This window comes from Gilliamella sp. App4-10 (assembly GCF_001690495.1).
GTDB lineage: Bacteria > Pseudomonadota > Gammaproteobacteria > Enterobacterales > Orbaceae > Gilliamella > Gilliamella apicola_G.
On the sequence record NZ_LZGS01000035.1, the window covers coordinates 76731 to 99886 of the forward strand.

15 protein-coding genes are annotated in these 23156 nt (G+C 36.2%); 4 read left to right on the forward strand and 11 right to left on the reverse strand.

Going from position 1 to position 23156, the window contains the following annotated elements:
* Positions 1-133 precede the first annotated feature (133 nt).
* Genes dnaA through gyrB form a run of 4 tightly spaced genes read left to right on the forward strand, consistent with a single transcriptional unit; the run spans position 134 to position 6187 of the window.
* Entirely contained in the window at positions 134-1492 is a 1359-nt protein-coding gene (gene dnaA / locus A9G23_RS05335) for a chromosomal replication initiator protein DnaA (protein WP_065586628.1), read from the forward strand.
* Positions 1493-1507: 15 nt separating this feature from the next.
* Positions 1508-2611: a DNA polymerase III subunit beta gene (dnaN, locus tag A9G23_RS05340; protein ID WP_065586629.1), complete on the forward strand. Its 1104-nt coding sequence runs from the start codon at positions 1508-1510 to the stop codon at positions 2609-2611.
* Between the two features lie 48 nt (positions 2612-2659).
* A complete protein-coding gene (gene recF / locus A9G23_RS05345; RefSeq protein WP_065586630.1) occupies positions 2660-3733 on the forward strand; it encodes a DNA replication/repair protein RecF in 1074 nt (357 codons plus the stop codon).
* A gap of 42 nt (positions 3734-3775) precedes the next feature.
* Positions 3776-6187 carry a DNA topoisomerase (ATP-hydrolyzing) subunit B gene (gyrB, locus tag A9G23_RS05350; protein WP_065586631.1) on the forward strand — a complete coding sequence of 804 codons (2412 nt, stop codon included), beginning with the start codon at positions 3776-3778 and terminating at the stop codon, positions 6185-6187.
* A gap of 318 nt (positions 6188-6505) precedes the next feature.
* Here the strand turns inward: gyrB and A9G23_RS05355 are convergent, their stop codons facing one another.
* The 11 genes from A9G23_RS05355 to A9G23_RS05405 form a co-directional block, all read right to left on the reverse strand.
* Positions 6506-7921, reverse strand: a complete 1416-nt coding sequence (locus A9G23_RS05355) for a VWA domain-containing protein (RefSeq protein WP_065586632.1) — start codon at positions 7919-7921, stop codon at positions 6506-6508.
* A gap of 69 nt (positions 7922-7990) precedes the next feature.
* The gene (locus A9G23_RS05360) at positions 7991-8473 is read right to left on the reverse strand and encodes a hypothetical protein (protein WP_065586633.1); all 483 of its coding nucleotides are present in this window, start codon (positions 8471-8473) and stop codon (positions 7991-7993) included.
* A 2-nt stretch (positions 8474-8475) separates the two neighbouring features.
* On the reverse strand, positions 8476-9165 hold the full coding sequence (locus tag A9G23_RS05365; RefSeq protein ID WP_065586634.1) for a hypothetical protein: 690 nt from the start codon (positions 9163-9165) through the stop codon (positions 8476-8478).
* Positions 9165-10781, reverse strand: a complete 1617-nt coding sequence (locus A9G23_RS05370; RefSeq protein WP_176700603.1) for an SUMF1/EgtB/PvdO family nonheme iron enzyme — start codon at positions 10779-10781, stop codon at positions 9165-9167. The genes A9G23_RS05365 and A9G23_RS05370 overlap by 1 nt, the downstream gene beginning before the upstream one ends.
* Positions 10738-11961: an ABC transporter permease gene (locus A9G23_RS05375; RefSeq protein ID WP_065586635.1), complete on the reverse strand. Its 1224-nt coding sequence runs from the start codon at positions 11959-11961 to the stop codon at positions 10738-10740. Before A9G23_RS05375 ends, A9G23_RS05370 begins: the two co-directional genes overlap by 44 nt.
* Before the next feature lie 3 nt (positions 11962-11964).
* Entirely contained in the window at positions 11965-12681 is a 717-nt protein-coding gene (locus tag A9G23_RS05380) for an ABC transporter ATP-binding protein (protein WP_065586636.1), read from the reverse strand.
* 1 nt (position 12682) lies between these two features.
* Positions 12683-14647, reverse strand: coding sequence for a vWA domain-containing protein (locus A9G23_RS05385; protein WP_065586637.1), 1965 nt, complete (start codon positions 14645-14647; stop codon positions 12683-12685).
* 12 nt (positions 14648-14659) lie between these two features.
* Positions 14660-15661, reverse strand: coding sequence for a hypothetical protein (locus A9G23_RS05390; RefSeq protein ID WP_065586638.1), 1002 nt, complete (start codon positions 15659-15661; stop codon positions 14660-14662).
* Positions 15662-15791: 130 nt separating this feature from the next.
* Positions 15792-18464 (reverse strand): putative virulence factor, encoded by a 2673-nt coding sequence (locus A9G23_RS05395; protein WP_065586639.1) that lies wholly within the window; start codon positions 18462-18464, stop codon positions 15792-15794.
* The gene (locus A9G23_RS05400; RefSeq protein ID WP_065586640.1) at positions 18461-21487 is read right to left on the reverse strand and encodes a virulence factor SrfB; all 3027 of its coding nucleotides are present in this window, start codon (positions 21485-21487) and stop codon (positions 18461-18463) included. Before A9G23_RS05400 ends, A9G23_RS05395 begins: the two co-directional genes overlap by 4 nt.
* Before the next feature lie 9 nt (positions 21488-21496).
* A complete protein-coding gene (locus A9G23_RS05405) occupies positions 21497-22990 on the reverse strand; it encodes an SrfA family protein (protein WP_065586641.1) in 1494 nt (497 codons plus the stop codon).
* Positions 22991-23156 lie beyond the last annotated feature (166 nt).

Below are 23156 nucleotides of genomic sequence, written 5' to 3' on the forward strand. Positions count from 1 at the left end.
TAAAAGCCGGGTTTTTTTATCTATCTTTTTTGTTAACAACTAAATTATATATCACCTTAGATCTACAAATTATCCACAAAAAAGATTATAATGCTTTACAGTATTGTTAGTAAGCAAAGTTAAAGGAGTTGCCGTGCCTACCGCAATTTGGCAAGATTGCCTTTCTCAATTACAAGAAGAGATCCCGACAACGGAATTCAATTTATGGATTCGTCCGTTGCAAGCGGAACTGGTTGATAATAAACTCTATATTTATGCACCAAATAGATTTGTCTTAGATTGGGTCAGAAATAAATATCTAACAACTATTTCCCAACTATTAAATAAACTTTTTAATGACGATTCTCTAAAATTATTTCTAGAAGTTGGTTCAACGGTATCTACCGATAAAAAATTGCAAAGTAGTCAACGCAAAACAGATGTGGTACCTGCATGGAAAACAACAAAAGAAACAAATAATAATCATGTCTACCATTCAGGTATTAATCATAAGCACACGTTTAATAGCTTTGTCGAAGGTAAATCCAACCAGCTTGCTGTTGCTGCAGCAAAACAAGTCGCTGAAAACCCAGGCAAAGCTTATAACCCGTTATTTTTATATGGCTCTACCGGTTTAGGTAAAACCCATTTATTACATGCAGTTGGTAATCAAATAATGGCTGAAAAAGCCAACGCTAAAGTTGTCTACATGCATTCGGAACGCTTTGTGCAAGATATGGTTAAAGCATTACAAAATAATGCGATTGAAGAATTTAAGAACTACTATCGTTCAGTTGATGCGTTGCTTATTGATGACATTCAATTTTTTGCGAATAAAGAGCGTTCGCAAGAAGAATTTTTTCATACGTTCAATTCATTGTTAGAAGGCAATCAACAAATTATATTAACTTCTGATCGCTACCCTAAGGAAATAAATGGCGTTGAGGATCGCTTAAAATCACGTTTTGGTTGGGGATTAACCATTGCAATCGAACCACCCGAACTAGAAACACGAGTTGCAATTTTAATGAAAAAAGCCGAAGAAAATCATATTAAGTTACCTGAAGAAGTCGCTTTTTTTATTGCTAAACGATTACGTTCCAATGTTCGTGAATTAGAAGGTGCGCTTAATCGTGTTATCGCTAATGCTAATTTTACTGGTAAAGCCATTACCATTGATTTTGTTAAAGATGCCTTAAAAGATTTACTAGCTTTACAAGAAAAACTAGTTACCATTGAAAACATTCAAAAAACGGTTGCCGAATACTATAAAATTAAAGTATCAGATTTACTTTCTAAACGTCGTTCTCGTTCTGTTGCAAGACCACGACAAATGGCAATGGCACTTGCCAAAGAACTGACCAACAAAAGCCTGCCAGAGATCGGCGATGGCTTTGGAGGCAGAGATCACACAACGGTATTACATGCATGTAGAAAGATTGCAGAGTTGAAAGAAGAAAGCAATAATATTAAAGAAGATTACTCCAATTTAATTCGAACATTATCAACTTAAAAAAGAATCAATACTATGAAATTTATTATAGATCGTGAAAAATTGATAAAACCATTGCAACTTGTCAGTGCACCATTGAGTAGTCGTCCAACACTACCAATTTTGGGTAATTTACTATTACAAGTAAGCGATAACACGCTATCGATGACGGGAACTGATCTTGAAATAGAAATGATATCGCATATACCATTAGTTGAACTAAGTGAACCTGGTGCAACAACCGTGCCAGCAAGGAAATTTCTTGATATTTGCCGAAACCTACCTAATAATGCCAAAATTTCGATAAGCGTTGATGATAACCGATTGATGATTCAATCAGGTCGTAGTAAATTTTCTTTATCCACACTGCCCGCTAGCGATTTTCCTAATTTAGAAAATTGGCAAAGTGATGTTGATCTTTCTATTCCACAAAAAACCATTAAACGTCTTATTGATGCAGTGCAATTTTCAATGGCTAACCAAGATGTAAGATATTATTTAAATGGCATGTTATTTGAAATTGAAGATGGTTTATTAAAATCAGTTGCAACAGATGGACATCGATTAGCTTTATGTGCACAACCTATTGAAGAAGATACTAAAACTTCTTGTTCAGTCATTTTACCAAGAAAAGGGGTCCTTGAGCTTGCTAAACTGGTTAGTGATAACGACGAATTAATCAATATGCAAATCGGTAATAATAATTTACGTGTTAATCTTGGTGATTTCACCTTCACATCAAAACTCATTGATGGCAGATTCCCCGACTACAAACGCGTATTACCACGCAACCCCGATAAACCACTTGAAGTATCTTGTGAAGAACTCAGAAACGCCCTATCACGTGTTGCGATCTTATCCAACGAAAAATTCCGAGGTATTCGACTTTATGTCCATAACAATCAGATAAAAATCACCGCAAATAATCCAGAACAGGAAGAAGCAGAAGAAGTTATTGACGTAAAATATGAATCAGCAGAGCTTGAGATCGGCTTCAATGTCACCTATTTACTTGATATATTAAATACATTGAAATGTGATAGCGTACAACTGCTATTAACTGATGCAACATCAAGTGTACAAATAGAAGATATCAACAATCAGACCGCTACTTATGTTGTTATGCCAATGCGCTTATAATCAAATCTCATTTAATTGTCCGGCTTCGGCCGGCCTTATTCAAGGCATATGACTCTATCAAAAATCAACATTCATCATTTCCGTAATATTGATCATGCACAATTATCTTTATCGCCACATTTCAATTTTATTGTTGGTGATAATGGTAGTGGAAAAACGAGCTTACTTGAAGCTATTTATATGCTTGGCCATGGTCGCGCATTTAGACATACTCAATCAAATCGAATTATTCAGCATGAACAACCAGAGCTTGTATTATTTAGTGAGATAAAAAATACCCATCAACAAGTCCATTCCATTGGTCTTGCAAAGTCACGGAATAGCGAAAATAAAATCAAAATAGATGGGGACGAAGGCTTTCGATTAGCTGATTTAGCCAAATTATTACCCATACAATTAATTACACCTGAAGGGTTTGATTTATTGAGCGGTGGTCCCAAATATCGTCGCGCATTTATTGATTGGGGATGTTTTCATCATTATCCAGAATTTGTTCATTTATGGAATAATCTAAAACGCTTATTTAAACAGCGCAATGCATTATTAAAGCAATCCCATAGTTATAATCAATTATTACCTTGGGACAAAGAACTCGCTCCCATTGCTGAGAAAATTAGTCACATTAGAGCGGATTATTCGCAACAGATTTTCCCTGAAATTATAAAAACTTGCCATGACTTTTTACCCGAATATCAGCTGAATTGCCAATATTATCAAGGTTGGGAACATAGTACTGACTATGCTGAAATATTATATAAACAATATGAGCGAGACAAACTCCTTAGCTACACATCAGTCGGTCCACATAAAGCGGATATTCGATTACGTGTCGACAATATTCCAGTTGAAGATTTGTTATCGCGTGGTCAATTAAAGCTATTAATGTGTGCTTTACGCCTATCTCAAGGTGAATATTACTCAAAGCAAAGTACCCAAGCTTGTGTTTACTTGATTGATGATTTTGCCTCTGAACTCGATAACAATAAACGAGCGTTGTTAGCCAAACGTTTAAAATTAGCTCATTCACAAGTATTTATTACCGCCGTTAACCTAGCGCAAATTACCCACATGATCGATGAAAATGATAAGATTTTTTATATAAAATCTGGTATAATTTCTTAAATATACAGAATGATATAAACAATCAAATAAGTCGAGAAATCCATGTCTAATTCTTATGATTCTTCTAGCATTAAAGTACTCAAAGGGCTTGATGCTGTCCGTAAACGTCCAGGTATGTATATTGGTGATACTGATGATGGAACAGGACTTCACCATATGGTTTTTGAAGTGGTCGATAATGCCATAGATGAAGCATTAGCTGGGTATTGTCACCATATTGAAGTGACAATTCATCCCGATAACTCTGTTTCTGTGCGTGACGATGGTCGTGGTATTCCGACTGGTATTCATGAGGAAGAAGGTATCTCAGCGGCTGAAGTTATTATGACCGTGCTACATGCAGGTGGTAAATTTGATGATAATTCTTACAAAGTATCCGGTGGTTTACACGGTGTGGGTGTTTCAGTGGTTAATGCTTTATCGGATAAGTTAGAATTAGTGATTTATCGTGATGGTAAAATTCACCAACAAATTTATCACTTAGGGGTGCCACAAGCGCCACTCAAAGTGATTGACGACACCACTGAATCAGGTACCTATGTTCGCTTCTGGCCAAGTCCAGAAACTTTTACTAATATTGAGTTTGTGTATGAAATCTTAGCTAAACGACTACGTGAATTGTCTTTCTTAAACTCGGGGGTATCCATCAGATTACTTGATGAACGCACCGGTAAAAGCGAACATTATCATTACGAAGGCGGTATCCAAGCTTTTGTTGAATATTTAAATAAAAATAAAAATCCTATTCATCCTAAAATATTTTATTTCAGCACAGAAAAAGACGATATTGGCGTCGAAGTGGCACTGCAGTGGAACGATGGTTACCAAGAAAATATTTATTGTTTTACTAATAACATCCCCCAAAGAGACGGTGGTACACACTTAGCCGGTTTCCGTGGTGCAATGACACGCACATTAAACAATTATATGGAATCTGAAGGATACAGCAAAAAAGCGAAAATTAGTGCCACAGGTGATGATGCGCGTGAAGGTCTCATCGCGGTTGTATCAGTAAAAGTCCCAGATCCTAAATTCTCATCACAAACCAAAGACAAATTAGTCTCATCAGAAGTTAAATCTGCGGTTGAATCCGTCATGGGTGAAAAATTAGCCGAATATCTCCTTGAAAACCCAAGCGATGCCAAGATTGTCGTCGGAAAAATTATTGACGCAGCAAGAGCGCGAGAAGCCGCTCGTAAAGCGCGAGAAATGACACGCCGTAAAGGTGCTTTAGACTTAGGTGGACTACCGGGTAAACTTGCCGATTGCCAAGAAAAAGACCCAGCGCTATCTGAACTCTACCTAGTGGAAGGGGACTCTGCGGGTGGCTCGGCCAAACAAGGACGTAACCGCAAAAATCAAGCAATTTTACCGCTAAAAGGTAAGATATTGAACGTCGAAAAAGCCCGTTTTGATAAAATGCTTTCATCGCAAGAAGTGGGAACGTTAATTACTGCATTAGGTTGTGGTATTGGCCGTGATGAATATAATCCAGATAAAATGCGTTACCATAGCATTATTATCATGACCGATGCCGATGTCGATGGTTCACATATTCGTACTCTATTACTAACGTTCTTTTATCGCCAAATGCCAGAAATCATAGAGCGTGGCTATGTTTATATTGCACAACCGCCTTTATATAAAGTCAAAAAAGGCAAGCAAGAGCAATACATCAAAGATGATGAAGCAATGACGCAGTTTCAAATTGCTTTAGCCCTTGAAGATGCCTCATTACATGTTAATGACCATGCCCCTGCACTTGCAGGCGAAGCGTTAGAAAGACTCATTGCCGAATATCAAAAAGTCGAAAAAATGATTACCAAAATGGAGCGTCGTTACCCTAAAGCGCTACTTTCTGAATTGGTTTATCATGACGTATTAAACGAAAGTATTTTAAAAAACCAGCAGCAGTCTGAAAATTGGGCAAAAACCATTGTTGAAAAATTATCGAACAAAGAGCAACATGGCAGCAGCTACCTGTATTCAACTGAATATAATGAAAAAGCACAATTATATGTGCCAACCATTAAAATCAGAACCCATGGTGTTGATACAAATTATCCATTAGATCAAGTCTTTATCCATAGCAATGAATACCGTAATATCTGCCACCTTGGCGCACAATTAAAAGATCTACTGGAAGAGAGTGCCTTTATTCAACGCGGTGAGCGTAAACAGCCGGTTGAATCTTTTGAAGAAGCCGTTGATTGGTTAATTAAAGAGTCTCGTCGTGGCTTAACTATTCAGCGTTATAAAGGTCTTGGCGAAATGAATCCTGAACAATTATGGGAAACCACCATGGATCCCACCAGTCGCCGTATGTTACAAGTCACCATCAAAGACGCAATTGAAGCAGATCAATTGTTTACAACTCTTATGGGCGATGAAGTTGAACCACGACGATTATTCATTGAAGAAAATGCCCTTAAAGCAGCCAATTTAGATTTCTAAATATTACTGTTATAAAAAAACAAACATAAAAACCAGATGCTATGTCTGGTTTTTTATTGGGTAATGGTGTAACTTTCTTATTAAAGAAGATAATTATCATCTAAATAGATTTTGGTGAAAATCTTTGAAAATTTTGTCAAAAAGTTTCAGGTAGATAGTTGTTTGGATATAAAATTTGTATAATTTTTGGATTCTGTCATTTTTGCAATACCTAAAACTTTAGCGATTCATTAAATTTCAGACTTTAATTAAATATAAAACACACAAACAAGCAGATAATTGTCTACTTGTTTTTGTATTAATGGGAGCTTATGTTTTTTATTGACATACTGGTCTGTTGATTTTCAGATTTGAAACAGCTTTATTCATCTGTTGAATCAAGTCTTTAGGACTTTGTGCAATGTATACTTTTCCGCCCGTCGCATTGGCAATGCAGTCTATTTTGTGTTCACCAGCAATATCCACAATATTAATCTTTAATCGTGGCTTTTGTGCAGCTATATAATTAGCTAAAGTACAAATATTATTTCTTGTACAATTGTCTTCACCGTCGCTAATAATCAGAATATAGTCATCACGCTTTACACCGTCAAGCATTTTGCTGGCTTTTTCTAGACCGCTATACAAAGGTGTACCTCCTCCGCCAGCTCCAGTCGGTGTTAATTGCTTAATTTTACGCTTTAGCGCTCTCCTATTAACATAATTATAAAACGGTGAAACATCTGCAGCAGGGCAATTAGTCAGCGTTACAAGTGATATATCGATGTTCTGTTGTATGCTATCAATACTTGAAGTAGCCACACTTTTACTACTTGATAAACGAGTTGGTAAACGTGTCATTCGCTTTTCGTATTTAATTCTTTCTTGCTCGGAAAAATTACGTCCATATCCATAAGCCATATATTGAAAATATTGTTTAATTTCAGATGGCGGTTCATTTAATGTTACTGTCATAGATAATGAATTATCAAAGACTATTGCCATTTTTGATGGATTTGGATTTTTTTGTATCTCTTTCTTGGTTATGCAGTTAGGAGGATTTTTCACCTTTGGTTCTGGTAAAGGTTCTGCTGCAGGTGCTGGTGCGGGATCTTTTGACTCAGTAATAGGCTCAGGTACTGGTTCAGCTTGCTTGTTTTCTTCAACTGGTTGAGTTATTACTGGCTTAGCATCAAGAACCACTGGCTCAGGCTTTGCTTTTCCATATGGACAAAATAAGTACCAAAGAACACCAAGCAAAGCAAGTAACAATAAGGCTAAAAGTAAAAAATGCCACCAATGCCAAAATGATTTTGACGGAATAACTGGGGCAGGTGCTGGTAAAATAGGATCTTCAAAGGTATTAACAATAACGGGGTCATCATTAATCACATAAATATGATTACCTAAACTTTTAATTCTAGGTAACCACGATGAAATAAATACCTGCTGCTCAGCAGTGATTGACATTAACTTAACCGCAGTTTCGATATCGTTAATACGATTTTGTAACGTATTTTCTATCTTAGCTTTATGTGATTGAGCACTAATTTCACTCAATAAAATAGGTTGCCCTTCTAAAGGGCTGTACCATCCAATGTACTGATTATCATCAATCAACTTTGGTATAGCTAAGATCGAAAAAGTACGTTCAGTTAAATGTGGTTTTAGCAATACTAACAAAGAATTATATTGATCGAATAACGACATCTTTTCGGGATGATGATCAAAAATAATTCTTGTTATTCGCTGCATTGCTAATTTATTTCCTTTTATTTAACGACTGCTGTTGTTATTTAAACATCGATTAAGTAAGAAATATATTTATATGTTTAATGCTTTTTGCAATTGTTGAAGTTTTCTATTTAACTTATCTAACTCAACTTGTTTTTCAAGTTCAGAACTATTTGAATTGTTCACTTTATTCAGTTGCTGTTCAATATCTTTCACTTGAGCCTGTAGGTCGTCACGTCCTTTGGCTTTTTGTTTTACTTCATTGGTTAGTTTAGTTAAATCCGTTTTCAACTTTTGCTGCTGTGCCTTTTTTTGTTTAATGCTTAACGCGGTGGCGTTTTTTTGCTTCTCGATAGTGGCATAAATCTCTTTAAACTGCTGATTAGCTCTTACTTCATCTTCTAGAATTTGTTTTTTGTGATCAATTCGAGCCTGATAATTCCCTGAATAATTACAGCTAATTTTATCCATAATTCCAATGTTGGTATTAGTTGGATCGCACTGCTCAGGCGTAGTTGAACAACCGGCTAAAAAAATAAATGGGCTGAGTAATAAAAGATATTTTTTTTTCATAATTAGCTAACCTTAACCGCTGAACGTTGTTGTGTAACAAAATTAATTTGATTTCCAAGTACTGCAATTTGTTTATGCAATTGGCTTATTTGTTGATCAAGTTTTGATACATTCACACCTGACTGTCGTTCTTGAGATGATATTAAAATCCAATCATTTTCAACTTGTTTCATACGTTGTAATTTATCTGTCAAATAAGCAATATTCGCATCAATTTGATTCAACTCTTTTTGAGCTTGTTTTTTATTTAATGTATCATTTTTAATTTGATTATTTAATACTTTAAGTGTTGCTAAATTCTTATCTAATACCGCTTTTGCTGTTTGAGTTACAGCCTGTACTTCGTAGGTGTTTTTTTGAATATCTTGAATATAAACATCAAGACGCATTTCGGTATCAGCATATTCTGCACGTTTACTATCAAGATAATAGTTAGCACCCATCAGCACACCACAACCAACCGCCGCTGACGCAAGACATACCCCTGTTTTCCCACCTGCCAACATACAGCCAATACCGCCTAAACCAGCACCGACAGCACAAGATTGCCATGCTGATTTGCTAAAAAATTTAGCCGTATTACTTTTTGTTAATGCAGGATCGACATTTCTAGAACTTACCCCTCCAGAACCTTGACACCCTGTTAAAATAAGCGATAAGCATATAGTAAGTGTTACTATAATTTTATTCATCATTTTTTTCCTTTTATCTCATTACACGTTTGTAGCCAAGCTGTTCGCTCGATCTTCCCCGATTCAATATATTGATTAATATGTTCGAAATAGAGTTTTAAATAATCGCTCATATTCGCTTTGCCGCTATTTTCTAAAATAAATTGCGTTGATTTAACTTGATCATTAATCGTATTTTTCTCGTAATTTGACGCCGTATTAACAATCGTGTCAGAATAATATTTCAATATAAAGTCTCGAGCACTTTTAGATTCATCAACAACTTGTTTTAAATTATCTAGCTTCATTTTTGAGCACATATTGTCATCGGCTACAACATCTGTTTCTTTTAGATCACAAACCTCATTGATCATTGTCTTGTATAAATGGTCATTATACTCAAACTTGCCGTTCAAATCTGAAACATTAGCACACAAAAATGCACCTAATTGTAAAGCTGATTGAATAGAACGATCTCGTTGCTCATCGCGCGCTTGATTAGCGCTACGTAAAAGTGCATTGAGTTGATTTAATTCTTTTTTTGTTTTTTCATCTTCAACTTGTTTAGTAATTTTTTCAAGCTCGCTGACAACATTACCATTTTTTGCGCTGTCCGTCTCACTACCTAATTGACTCCATTCTTTGTCTAGTTCTTTTATATTGTTATTCGAATTCATCACTTCAGTTGTATAAACTAAGCGAAATCCAACATCTTTACTTTTATAAGCACTTTTATCATCATAGAAAGGCTTTTCAATACGAAAAGCACTGGTAGTTGAAGATTCAGGTGTTAAATAGCTACCCCCACGCACAATCATTCCACCTTGTTGACCATGGTAGCGATCAAGTTTATTCATTCTAAACGAATCAAACATCATTTCGCTCGCATTACCTAAAATATCATACAGATCTAGAGGATTAGGATCTAGCCTGCCAATCAGTTGCAATTTACCATTAGCCGACTTAGCACCAGAAAACCACGCATAACTTTCGAGATTTTTAGTCATAGGGAATCGTGATTCTCGAAATTCCGATTCTGTCACTTTTGAACCACCACGCGCAGCATATTCCCATTCCGTATTATTGGGTAAACGGACATAACCATTCGGTAAACTCATTGATTTTATTTTTGACTGGTTTGCAATTAACCAACGATTATATTTATCTGTAAAAGCAATAGCATCAAACCAGCTAATATCCGTGATAGGAAAGGCAAGATTCACTTTAGGAGTTGGGCAAGTATCATTCATGACGGATTGATATTGCAATGTGGTAATCTCATATTTACCTATCAAATAATAGCGTTCTTTATGTGAATCAGAAAAACTACCTGCAATATAATTGGGTGTGGCATACTCGGCAAAACCGAACTCTTTTTGATTGCTCCCTAAAATGACTTTGACATCATCTAGCGGTTTATTGGTAGGGGTAAATACCTTTTTCATCACTAAACTACCGTCACATGGCATCGGTAAAATGACATCATCTTTTGCCGGCTTGGGATTATAAAATTTACTATCCCAAGGTTCAGCAAAGCTTAATGCCGGTAGTAAGCTAATTGTGGCCAATCCCCAACAAGCTAATCGGGTATAATTATGCTTCACGTAAGCTTTCTGCTGGTTGAATTTGAATAGCACGTCGCCCTCCTATAACCACAATGCCCGCTGAAATAAATAAAGTCAGTAAAAATGCAATAATAAGATGATAAAATTGTAATTGACTCACAACGGATTGTGAAAGCAAATTTTTACCTAAAACAAAATTAAAAGCACAATTTCCTACCGCAAACAGCCCACAAGAGATTATAAAAGCGAAACAGCTCAAAATCATTGCTTGGTTAATCAAATAAAGCATAATGCCTTTTGAACGAAATCCAAGTAATCGCATAAAAGCAATATCTTTACGTTTACGTTCAATATTCGATAAAAATGAACCAGTAAACGATAAAACACATCCCAATACTGCCGTAATGGCAATAACGCTAAAAATAAAATTAAGCACTCGATCAATCGCTTGTATGTTTTCAATTGCATTAGCTTGGGTACGCGTTTCGATATGTTTTTCTCGTAATTTATATGCTAACGGTGCGACATTATCCAATGAGTCCGCATAAATACGGGCTCGCGCAAACGAAGTATGATTAGGTGGATTTAATTGTCCAGTAGAAGTCACAAAAACATCACTTTGATATCCATCATAATAGTTTTCCATATCAATCAGTAAATCTAAAGAGACAAAAGCCGCTGCACGGCTATAACGATTTTCGGGAATAATGCCAACTACTTCTAATTCAGTCATTCCTTTTTCAAGTTTTCCATCAAGCTGCCTTGTGATCACTATTTTCACGTGACTGCCCATCGTGACTTGCATTTTTTCGGCTGATAACGAACTTAATAAAATTTGTTTTTTATTATTCGGTAATGGCAAATTTTTTGTTATTGGATCATCTTTGGCTGTAGGAATAACTTCGGCATTATTAACAAAATGGCTAGCATCTTTCATTAAATCAGCTTGCGTATTTAATGAACGCGTGAGTGGAATCACAAAAGCTGTTTCTGGTTGCTGTTTTATCCACTCAAACATTTCATCTTTAAGTTGCAAATTCCCCACAATTTTTACTTCTAAATTTTGCGGATCACTGAGTAATTGTTCTCGAAGCTGCGAAACCACACCGTACTTTAAACTAAATAGCAATAATAGTGGTGTAATCACTGATATTACTGAGGCAATAATACAAAATGAAACTTTTTTGTCATACCATAAGTCCGCTAACGATAAACGAGTAATAAGTAACCATTTTGATATTGCTTTAGTCATTTTTTACGCCTTATCTTGTAACGGTAAAAATTCTGATGATTGTGCCGAGGTTAACTTAGCCGATAAAGTCAATAATTCTTTGTTAGCGATGCGTTGCCAGTCATGTGTGACAATCATGGCAGCAATTTTATCTTGCTGAGCTTGCTCAATAATTAAATTAAACAGTAAATTCGCATTATAGGGATCCAATGCCGAAGTCGGCTCATCGGCAAGTAACAACGCTGGTTTATGAATAATCGAACGAATAAAAGAAGCTCGTTGCCTTTCACCAATTGATAACTGTTTAGGGTGTTTATTGAGCAAATGAACGATATTGAGTTTTTGCACCAGATAATCAAACCGGCTATTATCTACTTTTTTTTGTAATAACTTCAATGATAATAAAATGTTGTCACGAATCGTCAAAAATGGCAGTAATCCACCTGTTTGCAGCATAAAACCTAAATATTGCGCCCGAATATCAGCAAGTTCATCGATTTTATCTTGCTTGATTAGCGTTGCGATATCAATATCACAATTATCGACAACTAAGTTATAACCATCAATTTGGTCTGGTTTTAAAATCATGCCCACCATTTCAAGTAAAGTGCTTTTACCTGCGCCACTATCACCTTGAATAACTACAACTTCACCCGCTTTGACAGTAAGCATCGGCAGACAAACGCTAAAAAAGGATTTGCCTGTGGAGCGTGAAATCGATAATTGCTTAATATTTAACATGTTACGGCAACATTTCTAATGGTATAGGATAAACATTTTCGCGAGGATCACTGCCGTCAGATAATGAAATCCAACGATCGACATCCGCATTACATTTTTGATAATAGCGAATTTTACTGTTTAAATTACGAATAAATTTTTCTTGTTCAAGCCCACTCATACTTTTCCATGTATCTTGATCAAGTCCAGTGACATCGCTTTTATAAGGGATATTATCTAAATATTCACCCAGCAAACCTAAGTCAGCAATTTTTGTGACGGAATCAGATTTTAATTTACTTGGATCTTGCCCCATTGCAGCCGCAACAGAACGAAGTTGAGAGAACATATCATCGGCAGAAATCAATCCATCATTAGCCGCATTAGCGATTTTGCTAACCACATCGCTCAAATCACTTAGTTGCGATTTTGTTAATAATATACGTGGCTCTGCTGTTGGGATAGTCGGTTTGACAAAATCTTTATCGGCAATCCATGCTTTAAAAACGGACGGTGCTTGAGTGCCTTTAACATCTCCCAAATAAGCCAGTTGCATTGCCTTGCTTAGTAGCAATGCATCTTTTAACATGTCTGAATTATCATCTTTTGCATTGATGGCATTACCAATAGAAGCTTCACCTTTATAAGCCAGTTTAACTTGTTCAGACAATGCTTTTGCTAGCAAATCAACTTTTTGACCAAACTCATTCACATCACCTGCATTCACTGGGTAATAAAGTGATTTATGAATAAAATCGTTATACGTTAAGTCCGAATATTGTTCTGCCGCAATTTGATGATCTTTTGCACCACTTGGCGTTTTTAAATGTAATGCATAAATCGCAACACCTTTATGCTGCGCTTCAAGTCTTAATTGCGCCGCATCCATGCCTGTACTAGAGAGCTTATCATCACCAGGAATTGCACTTGCATCGGTTATCAAAATCATATAACGCGCCCCAAAGCTATTCCAATTAATATCATTTAATGCTTGAGCGACACCTGCATAGGAATCTTCGGCAAAATACGAGGTAGAAACGGAAGCTTGTTTAAGCGAAGAGCTCAGTTGTTTAAAGTCCTCTTTATCTTTAACTTTATTGGGATCAGCAAAAATTTTACTCACAAATTCAAGCTTATCGGAGGCCTTTAAACTTGACCGAAATGAAACCAACCCAAACTTAACTTGATTTTGTAAATTTTCTTTTTCAATATGTTGATAAACTCGCGTTACTGCCTCCTTAGTTCTTGAAATATAAGGATCCATAGAAATAGTCGAGTCAATAACAAACACTATGGCGGCTTTAAAAGGGGCTACTTGGTTAGCACTATCATCAGTCGTCTGGGTATTTGTTGGTTTTGTGCTATTTTTTATCAATGATTCTTGTTTACTGACTGAGGCAACTTCTAACACTCGCTCATAAAACCCTTGCCCATTCATCACTTCTTCACCTTGTAAAATAGGTAATAAATAGAAGTTACTTTTAAAATCAACGAACTCTTTAGGTTCTTGAGCCACCACTTCTAATGCGGGTTTATTTGCTTTTAATGCGTCACGAATAGGTTTTAATAAAGCTTCAGGCTTGTCTGCATCAACAATTGCCGTTAATGCGGCCTTATCTTTAAAAAAGAGCAAAGGATCACGATCAACTGGATTTGTAAAAACCAATGTCATTTGCATATTCCAAGCAATCGCACATGAATTATTAATCCAACCAATGGTTTTTCCATAAGAATCAGGGCCAACACTAAGCCATTCTTGATTATTGTCATTTTTGCGTTCATAAACATAATAACGGGAAAATGCAGGCAAGGATTTGCCTGTAGCATCGGTAATATTGTTTTTTAATTCACACGTTGGGGTACTTAATACACGTTGGTATAAGGTTGTTTTTCCAGCCTGTTTAAGTGGCTCAGTTGCAAATCCCATCAAAGGCAGGCATGTTAGACCTAGTGTGCAAATGCGTTTCGAGATAGCTAGCTTATTCATTCTTGCTCCTCACTATTTTTGTAATTCAGTTAAACGATCTTTAACGAACGTATTATTTGCATCGTTAGTCAAAGACGTTTCATACCAATAAATAGCCGTTTCTTTATCCGCTTTAAAACAATTATTTGCTTCATAATATTTTTCGTCATACTCTTTTGCATATAACATCGCAATTTTAGGGTTAGTTTGAGCCTGATTTGCATATAACCGCTGAGCGATATTACATTTTTCAGCTTTTTTAGCTTCAGTAATGATCTGAATAATGGCATCTGTCTCTGGCTTGGTCTGTAAACATTGTTGAATAAAAGTTAAATCATCAGTAGAGACGTTGTTCAAACTACATTGACCACTAATTTGCACTGCTGGAGTGGGTAGTGTTGGTGGTGATTGATTTTTGAAAAATAAAAAATACCATGCAGCCATGCCAAGTCCAATTAGCACTATACAACCGATAATAATAGCCATAATTAACCCTAGGCGACTTCTCGATTTAACTGGCTCTTCTGGTATGATTTCTGGTTCGATGGATTCGGCAAACGTTTCATTTTCAGCGCCAAGGCTAGATTCTTCAATTAATGGTGTTTGATCTTCAATAATAGAATCACTAACAGGATCCGGCTGCGCTATAGTTTGTTCGTCATTCGGTAGTGCAGCTTGCAAGTTTAATGCGGTTGATGCAAGAACCGAATCAGCAATACTCACAACCCCCCCATCAACATAATTCTCATTTTGCTTATCACGAATTTGTATAAGAAATCGAATCTGGCTTTCTTGTGATAATAAAGAGTCGACCAGCCATTCACCAATTTGTCCAGTTAATTGTCCATTATCAACAGACATATTTTCAACCGCGTGCCAGTTTTTTTCTGGGCTCCATTGATTTAAACCGGATAAATAATAGCCATCTTGATTTCGTTGTATAAGCATATCAATGTCAGAACTACCACTCCATTTTTGAGCTAAAAACTTCGCAATACCGGGTTTATAACTAGCTAATTCAATTCTTAATGCCATGATATCCTCTATTTTTATACTCAAATATGTGAGTATTGTTTATCTGTGCTATTGAATAGGAAAGCTCTTTTTGCTCAAAAAGACTTTCCTACTATACTTTGTTATTTATTCAATATTGTGTTATTTAATTTTAATTAATCTGCGATTGCTTGAAAAAAGCAAGAATTTCGCCCAATCGGCTATTTTGTTCTTGGCTAATTTCGCGTCCTGCATGATGCCCTACATTTTCTTGCGCAAGCATAGCAAAGGCAATAAACCAATCAAATATTGCATACTGAGAGTAATTTTTCGTGTTATCGTCCAGTTTTGGTAATAAATGCGATGATTGCACATTAAATTCGCTGAGTGGTGAAGAAAATATTGGTTTCCCCTGATTAACTTTGCTCATTGGTATATCACTTGTTTGCCCTTGAATAAAACCCAGCCAAGCAATAAAGTCTGCCAGTAAGGTATGAATAGTGCTGACTTGTCTAGACTCTAGATCATCACGTTTACTACCTGTGTTTTCATTATTCAAAATGCGTTCGCTTAAACTTGCTTCAAGTTTCATTCGATTTGCAGCAGTAATCAATTCTTCTACCATAAAAGAGAGCGATTTTTGATGGATACCGAAAAACTGCAAGATATGCTTATCTAGCACAAGATTTCTTAAATGCTCTAACCATGCCGAGAAAACCGTTTTTGCAAACTTAGATTCATTCGATAATATAGCGACTTGTTTGGTGGTTGGTGATGAACTCACATCAGAAAATAGTTCAAAATTAGCAGTTAAACCAAAATCATTAGATAAATTATCTAACACATTATCATTACCTGCTTGCTGCGTTTCATTTTCGACAGTATTGGAATGATAAAGCGCTCTAATAGTTTGATCTGGCAATTCAAACGCTTTAAGTAGCTCACCTAATAATAGTGCTTTGCTCTGTAACTCTTTAACAACATCAGCAATAATTTGTTTTTTCTTGGCTAGTTCTTCATCATTGTCCGCTTGGTACCAAGTATCAAAACGCATATTAATAATATATTCAATTTTTTCATTAAGTTGTTCAACAATTCGTTGCTGTTTGACTTCAGTAATAGCAACTTGTTCTAAGTATTGGCTAATTCGCCCTATACCACCATCATTGAGTTTTAACATGGCATCCCATGCTTCTTCTGGCTGGAACACATACTGTTTGATATCACTATTTTGCACAAATGTATTTCTTAATGCATTCATTTTATCTTGATAATTTTCATTATAAGATTGCTCTTGGTAAGTGTTCGGCTCGACATTTAAAAACGGTACATCAAATCCCGGTTTGCGCACAAGAAAGACATTATTAAATTGATGATCATTAGACCAGTTGCTTAACCAATCGTAACTACCAAAGCGTTCTAAAATAGTTTGCTGAAGTAACCCACCTTTACCCCAGCTATTTTTAAGATTGTCTTCTGATAAAGTTAATGAGGTACCAATGCGTTTATCAAACATGGTAATTGCCCATAATAATCCGGCTTTTTTCGTCGCTCTTTTTTCAGCTGTTTCACCTTGGGTTTTATCGATCCAACGTTCAAGTACTGGACCAACATCATTAACATCAGATTGTTTATCTGACGGAGTGCAAACAACTAGCACGTTCATTTCTTGACTATCAGTATATTTTTCAAAAAGATAAGCAACTTTACCACGTAATAAAAGCTGAGCAATAGGGTTGCCTTCTTTCACATCTGAAATCGATATCAAATTTAAACGCCCTCGATATCCAGGAAAATCAAGTAAATCCACATTTTCAAAAGTTGGCACTCTGGTTTTATTGACTAATGGGAAAATTAATTCGGCGGTTAAAAAAGCCAATTGCGCTAAAGATATTGATGTTGGTTCACTATTTAACGGCGTTATAGTAATCGATGAATCTTTGTCGGTATTTAATCGCTCAAGAATATCGACATTCATAATACTGTCAATTTGTGACTTGGTGCCATTATTCTCTTTCACTAATACTGAAAGCGGCGCATACACAGTTTCAGCATGGTGTAAACTTGATAATGTTGTCGCCAATTGAGTATAAATTATCGTCAGTTCAGTAATTCCACCCCATAAGACAGAAAACAGCTCGCCACGCTCTACTATTGATAAATAAGGAATCAGGTGCGTTACTTTTTCCCAATAGCCCCCTTTTAATTCTTCAAGCGAGTTACCAAAGTTTTCAGATAAATAATCGTAAAGATCAACAATATCATCCTCGCTAACACCACCGACATAATTAGTTTGTTTCTGATTTTCCAAACGTTGAATTGTCTGATTTAACGGTGCAAACTCGATTTTATTAGATACTTTTTGCTGATCAAAATCTTTAAAATAAGCATTTATCAAAATTTTGACAATTTCGATCTCTTTAAACAATTTTAATTCTAACGGATAGTTAGGTATGCCACCTTTGGCAATCCGGCTAAAGCGAGTAACAAGCCCCGTCGCCTCTTTGCCACTACCCACGGGATTAACATGGTCAATAAAATCTAACACTTCATTATCGACAACCGTTTCAAGCTTACCATTCTCACCAGCTGCAAGTGCTGAAATTAAATAGGATTTACCGGCCTGTGATAATCCAAAAAAACCAACTGCAACAGATTTCGTTGATACATCTCCCAATCGTTTTGCGCTGTTACGTAACCGACGCAAATCCAAAATTAAGTTATCCGCTTCGCTATTTAAACGTTTAGATGAATGGCGTGTTTGATTCACCCACTCAATAGCCTTTGCAGATGCTTGATAGACCTGATCCCAAGATTTAGGCAGTTGTTCGTTTAAGTTTTTCATCGTTTTATCATTCCACTATCAAGCCAATATTGCGTACTTATTAACCCCGAGTTAACCATGGTGTTTAAACTGAGTTTAATATCCTGATTTTTATTACAGGCTCGACCATCTGAGGCTTTTACCTCTTTAATATAAAAATTTTCGACCGTTTTTTGTTTATTTTTTATGCCTAAAGTTACTTCTAGCACGACGCCTTCAGCGCTCAATCGCTTAGCCACTTCACTGCTTTCAATCGTTAAAATATAGATAGGCGATGCTGGCCAACGGTCAACTTCAAGTTGCCTAAAACCAAGTCTTGTGGTGCCTCGTATTTCAAATGAGAGATGAGGAAAATCATAATCAGGATTATCCAGATCAATATCTTGGTAATAGACATTTTCTTTTTTAATCATATTAAGATTATCTAAAAGTCCAATGTACTTAACGGTTGAATATAAATCTATATTAGAGGATCTAAAATAGAAATTAGGTAATCGTAAATTCTTGCTTAAAAAGCACAACATCGCCCCCACGGCGGCCGTTGTTTTAGGATCATCAATTCGTTCTTGTTTATGGAAAGGATACCAACCACCAGTATAATAACCATGCAAAGGCAAAATTCGACCAGCAGGCATGGATAAGCGTGATCGAAAATAACTTTGGATACCGGGTAAACGCGAAGGACGACCAGTTAACAAAAGAACATCACACTGATAACAACTAATAATTTCGGATAACGCATCAAAAGTTTTACAAATATTGTAATAATCGCCGCGAATAAACAAATAATGAATACGTTTAAGATTAATCTCAATACTTAAGTCAAGTACTGAAAAATCAGGATTATTTAATGCGCGCTTAATCGGTTCATTAATAAAATTAAGCACGTTATCAGTCATCATATTGTGTTGTAATAATTCACCGAAAGTAGAACAATAGACATGTTGCTCTGCGTGTAATGGGTCATAAAGTTCGTATGCTTTTAATATTTTTAATCCAACTGGTGTAAATAGCTGTAAGGTAAGTTGCTGGCGCAATACCGCATCTTGAACTGATAGTTGTTGTGAGCCAATAACTGTGGACAAAATAGGATTAGGATCAACAATTCCAGCTTGTTTTAAGCCATTTGTTAAAGCCGTTAAAACGGTGTCTTGAATGATGTCGAGTAAAATATCATCGCCAGCCACTTTGAATCCATCACGAAAACGCTGCGTTGGTACAATATAGGCATTACTACTATTGGCTTGCCCGCTAACGCCGTAGTCCAATTGATAATCGTTAATCACTAAATCCGTTGTGCCACCACCAATATCAACTGTTGCAATGGTGAGTTTTTGTTTATTAGCTTTAGTTGGGCGAACCATTGAAGCAATAAATTCTTCACTACGACCATTATAATTATTTTGTGTTTCGTTAAAAAGATACACAACTTGGCCACAAGTCGCTTCATCCCATTGGATATAAACTTCAGGAATATTTGGCCAAACACTTTTTATTTGTTCAGGATTATTAAAATCAATATTGTCATCTGAACTATCCCAACCAAGGCTTTTCCAAACCAAACCGATGGCTTGATATACGCAACTTTTAAATATTGCTTGTTCGGGTTTTGGCATGGCTGGCGGAATCGTTAAAATGATTGAACGCAAATTACGTGGTGTTTTCGCATGCTCTAGTTTATTACGCTGAGCGACACTATTCATTTGCATTAATGCATGCATTAATACTTCACATAACATAAACGTCATCAAAGAACTGCGAGAGTATTTTGGGTGGAAAACCGGCATTTTGCGATCATACTCGTCTTGAATATCATTGCTAAGAATATGCAACGCTTCACCATATTCATTAATTAAACTAGAAAAAGGTTCTGCTGTTGCAAATGGTTCATGATCGCTTTTTACATAATGAGAGTTAAAACGCCATCCTTGTTCATATTTATCTTGATCCCATAAATAACGTTTTGGGCTTGAAAGTCCCGTTGCGCCTTCATTGCCTTCACGCCGACTGGCAAGTCGGCTTGCTTCTTGACCAACACGGACAATACTTGGCCAACGAAAAGTATCGCGTCGTCCACTTTGCAAAGAAAAATGTTCCTTACCAAAAAAAGTTTGGGCAAATTCTACTCGACTTTCAAATGGTTCATTATAGATATGCTCAGGCTGAGTTAGATCACGGATTTCAAGCTCATAACGATGATTTAAACTATCTTTATCTTGAGCATGATCTTCAATTAAAATCCCACAAGTGCGCGAATTACCCACATCTAAAATCATATCGACAGGAATTGATTTCACCACATCATCTTTATTGTTTGACACAATTTTAATTGCTGGTAATTGCAATGAATCGGCAAGTAAATGGATGATATTTAGGTAGTGCCCATAATAAGATTTGTTTTTAATTTCTTGATTAAGATCATCTTTATGGATCTTTAACCGCTCAGATTGTGGTGCCAGCTCTTGAAAGAGATCAATTAACCAACTGGTTATCCATTTAAGCTCCAAATACCATGAAACCTGAGCTGAACGATGTGCTAAACTAAAGACTGCGCCAGTCTTCACATCATTTTCGGTTGGAGCAAGGTAAGCCACATCTTGTAAGTTAGCAAATACTTTTGTATCAAAAGCAAACGTAATTCGATGTGTATTGCCATCAGGGTCTTCACCTTCAGGAATACTAACAATTCGAACTCGGCTCCAATTATGCGGTCCTTGGTCAAAGCGCTCTGGCGGTATTGAACGCAAAACAGGCACAGGTAACCAAATACCATCGTATAATTTTAACGACTGATCAACACTAATTTCTTGTGTTGGTTTGACAGCAAATGTTGAATTATCAGGTGTAAAAAATTGACCACTTTCCACATCTTCAATCAACTTGATGAGTGCGCCACTTTCTGATGGGTCAATAAAAGCCCCATTAACTTTACTGCGCCATTGATTATCTTTCCAATCGATTTTAAGTGCAAAATCAAGAAACTGAATGCCACTATTCATAATTAGTGTCACTTCTTGACCATAATTGCGTAATTCTGGAAGCATATACAACCTTTATTGTTTTTTCATCGTTATCGGGAATGAAGTCCCGTTATTATAAATTCCTTGGCAATTGGCTTTATTATCTTTGCCTGGTGTGCATTGAATTTTGGGTAATTGATATTTGGTGTTATCACTACAAACAGCCTCTGTATTACCTGCTATACCTAGATTAGTATTTTTAATATCAGTGCCAACATTACCCGTACATTTCACACCGTCGCTACGCGTTATAGTGACTTCGCCATTACCATCTTTAAAGTTATAACTTAATTGCAACGGTTTTCCTGTGGCTTTATCTTGAATACCGCCATTGGCAGACCATTGGCCATCTAAGAATTTTGTGGATCCTTGCTTGATTGCATCTGCTGGTAAAGCTAAATTATTTGTTTGATCAACCGCAGCGTTAGAATTCGCTTTATTATCTTTTTTATCAAGATCGTTAGGCATTGATTTTTCATCTTTATCATCTGTTTTACCTATATCAGGCGGAGTCACTTGATCATTTTTATTATCTTGCGCATCTGGATTTGAAGTATTATTCCCCTCATTTGCATTATTTGGTGCTACAGAATAATCAACCGAATCACTTGCTACATCGGGATTAGTCGGAGTACTAGTTGTATTGTCTAAAATGGTACCATTTGGTATGGCGTTACCCGTGACACCCAACCGATTATCAACAACCACATCTCTTGGCTCAGTTTTTAATTCTGGTTCTGTGGCTTTTTTATCCTGTTTGTCATCTTTTTCAGGTTGATTAATATTGCTATTATCTAAAGATACATTCGGATTAATCGATATCTCAGGTTTTAACCAACAACCGCGTAACAAAAACAAGGCTAATAAAAGCAACAATAACGGTAATAATCCCAGTAACCATATCCACCAACGCTTCCACCATGCTCTATTATTGATAGGCGTTTGCACGGAAGTAATCGTTGCTGCTTGTGCAACTTTTTCTAGCGCTTCTAAACTATAGAATGGAGAATTGGCCTGAGAGGTGTGCGGATACACAAATCCCCAGAAAGTGATCACCGGTTTACCGTTAACAATATAAACAAATTGATTACTTGGAAAACGTATTGCCATCAAATTAGGTTCGGCACTATCAACATTATTTTTGGGATCATAAATAAGACGGCTAAAAAGCAGTTGATCGCCTTCTAAATTAGGATGACTGGCGAGTTGTTTGCCGAAATTCATCACTTTATGTTCAAACTCTTTCAGTAAAACCAGCGCTGACTGTTGCTCAGATTCACTAGCTGAAGTCCAAGGGACAATATCATATTGCCCATCAGGCTGATTTGAATCAAAAGGAATATACCAATCGATAATATTACCGTGATCATTGCGTTGCGGAATAGCTAAATAATCGGCATATTGTTTGCCTAATTTAACTCTAAACATTTCACGGATTTGAGCTGCAACTAAATAAGCAGCTTTACCATCATGCCCCAGTATTTTAAAATCTTTGATATCACCGCTTCGAAGTAATGTATTTGCCATATGTTCCTTTCTATTATTTTATTTCTCAGCACTTTTACGCAACAAAAATAAGTTTAACAGAAAACGCTATTATTGTAATTGATATGGATATCATGAGTTTTTAATCATTTTTGTGATAAGTGGTGTTATAAATAGCACCACTTGCATAAACCTTAGATAGCAATCA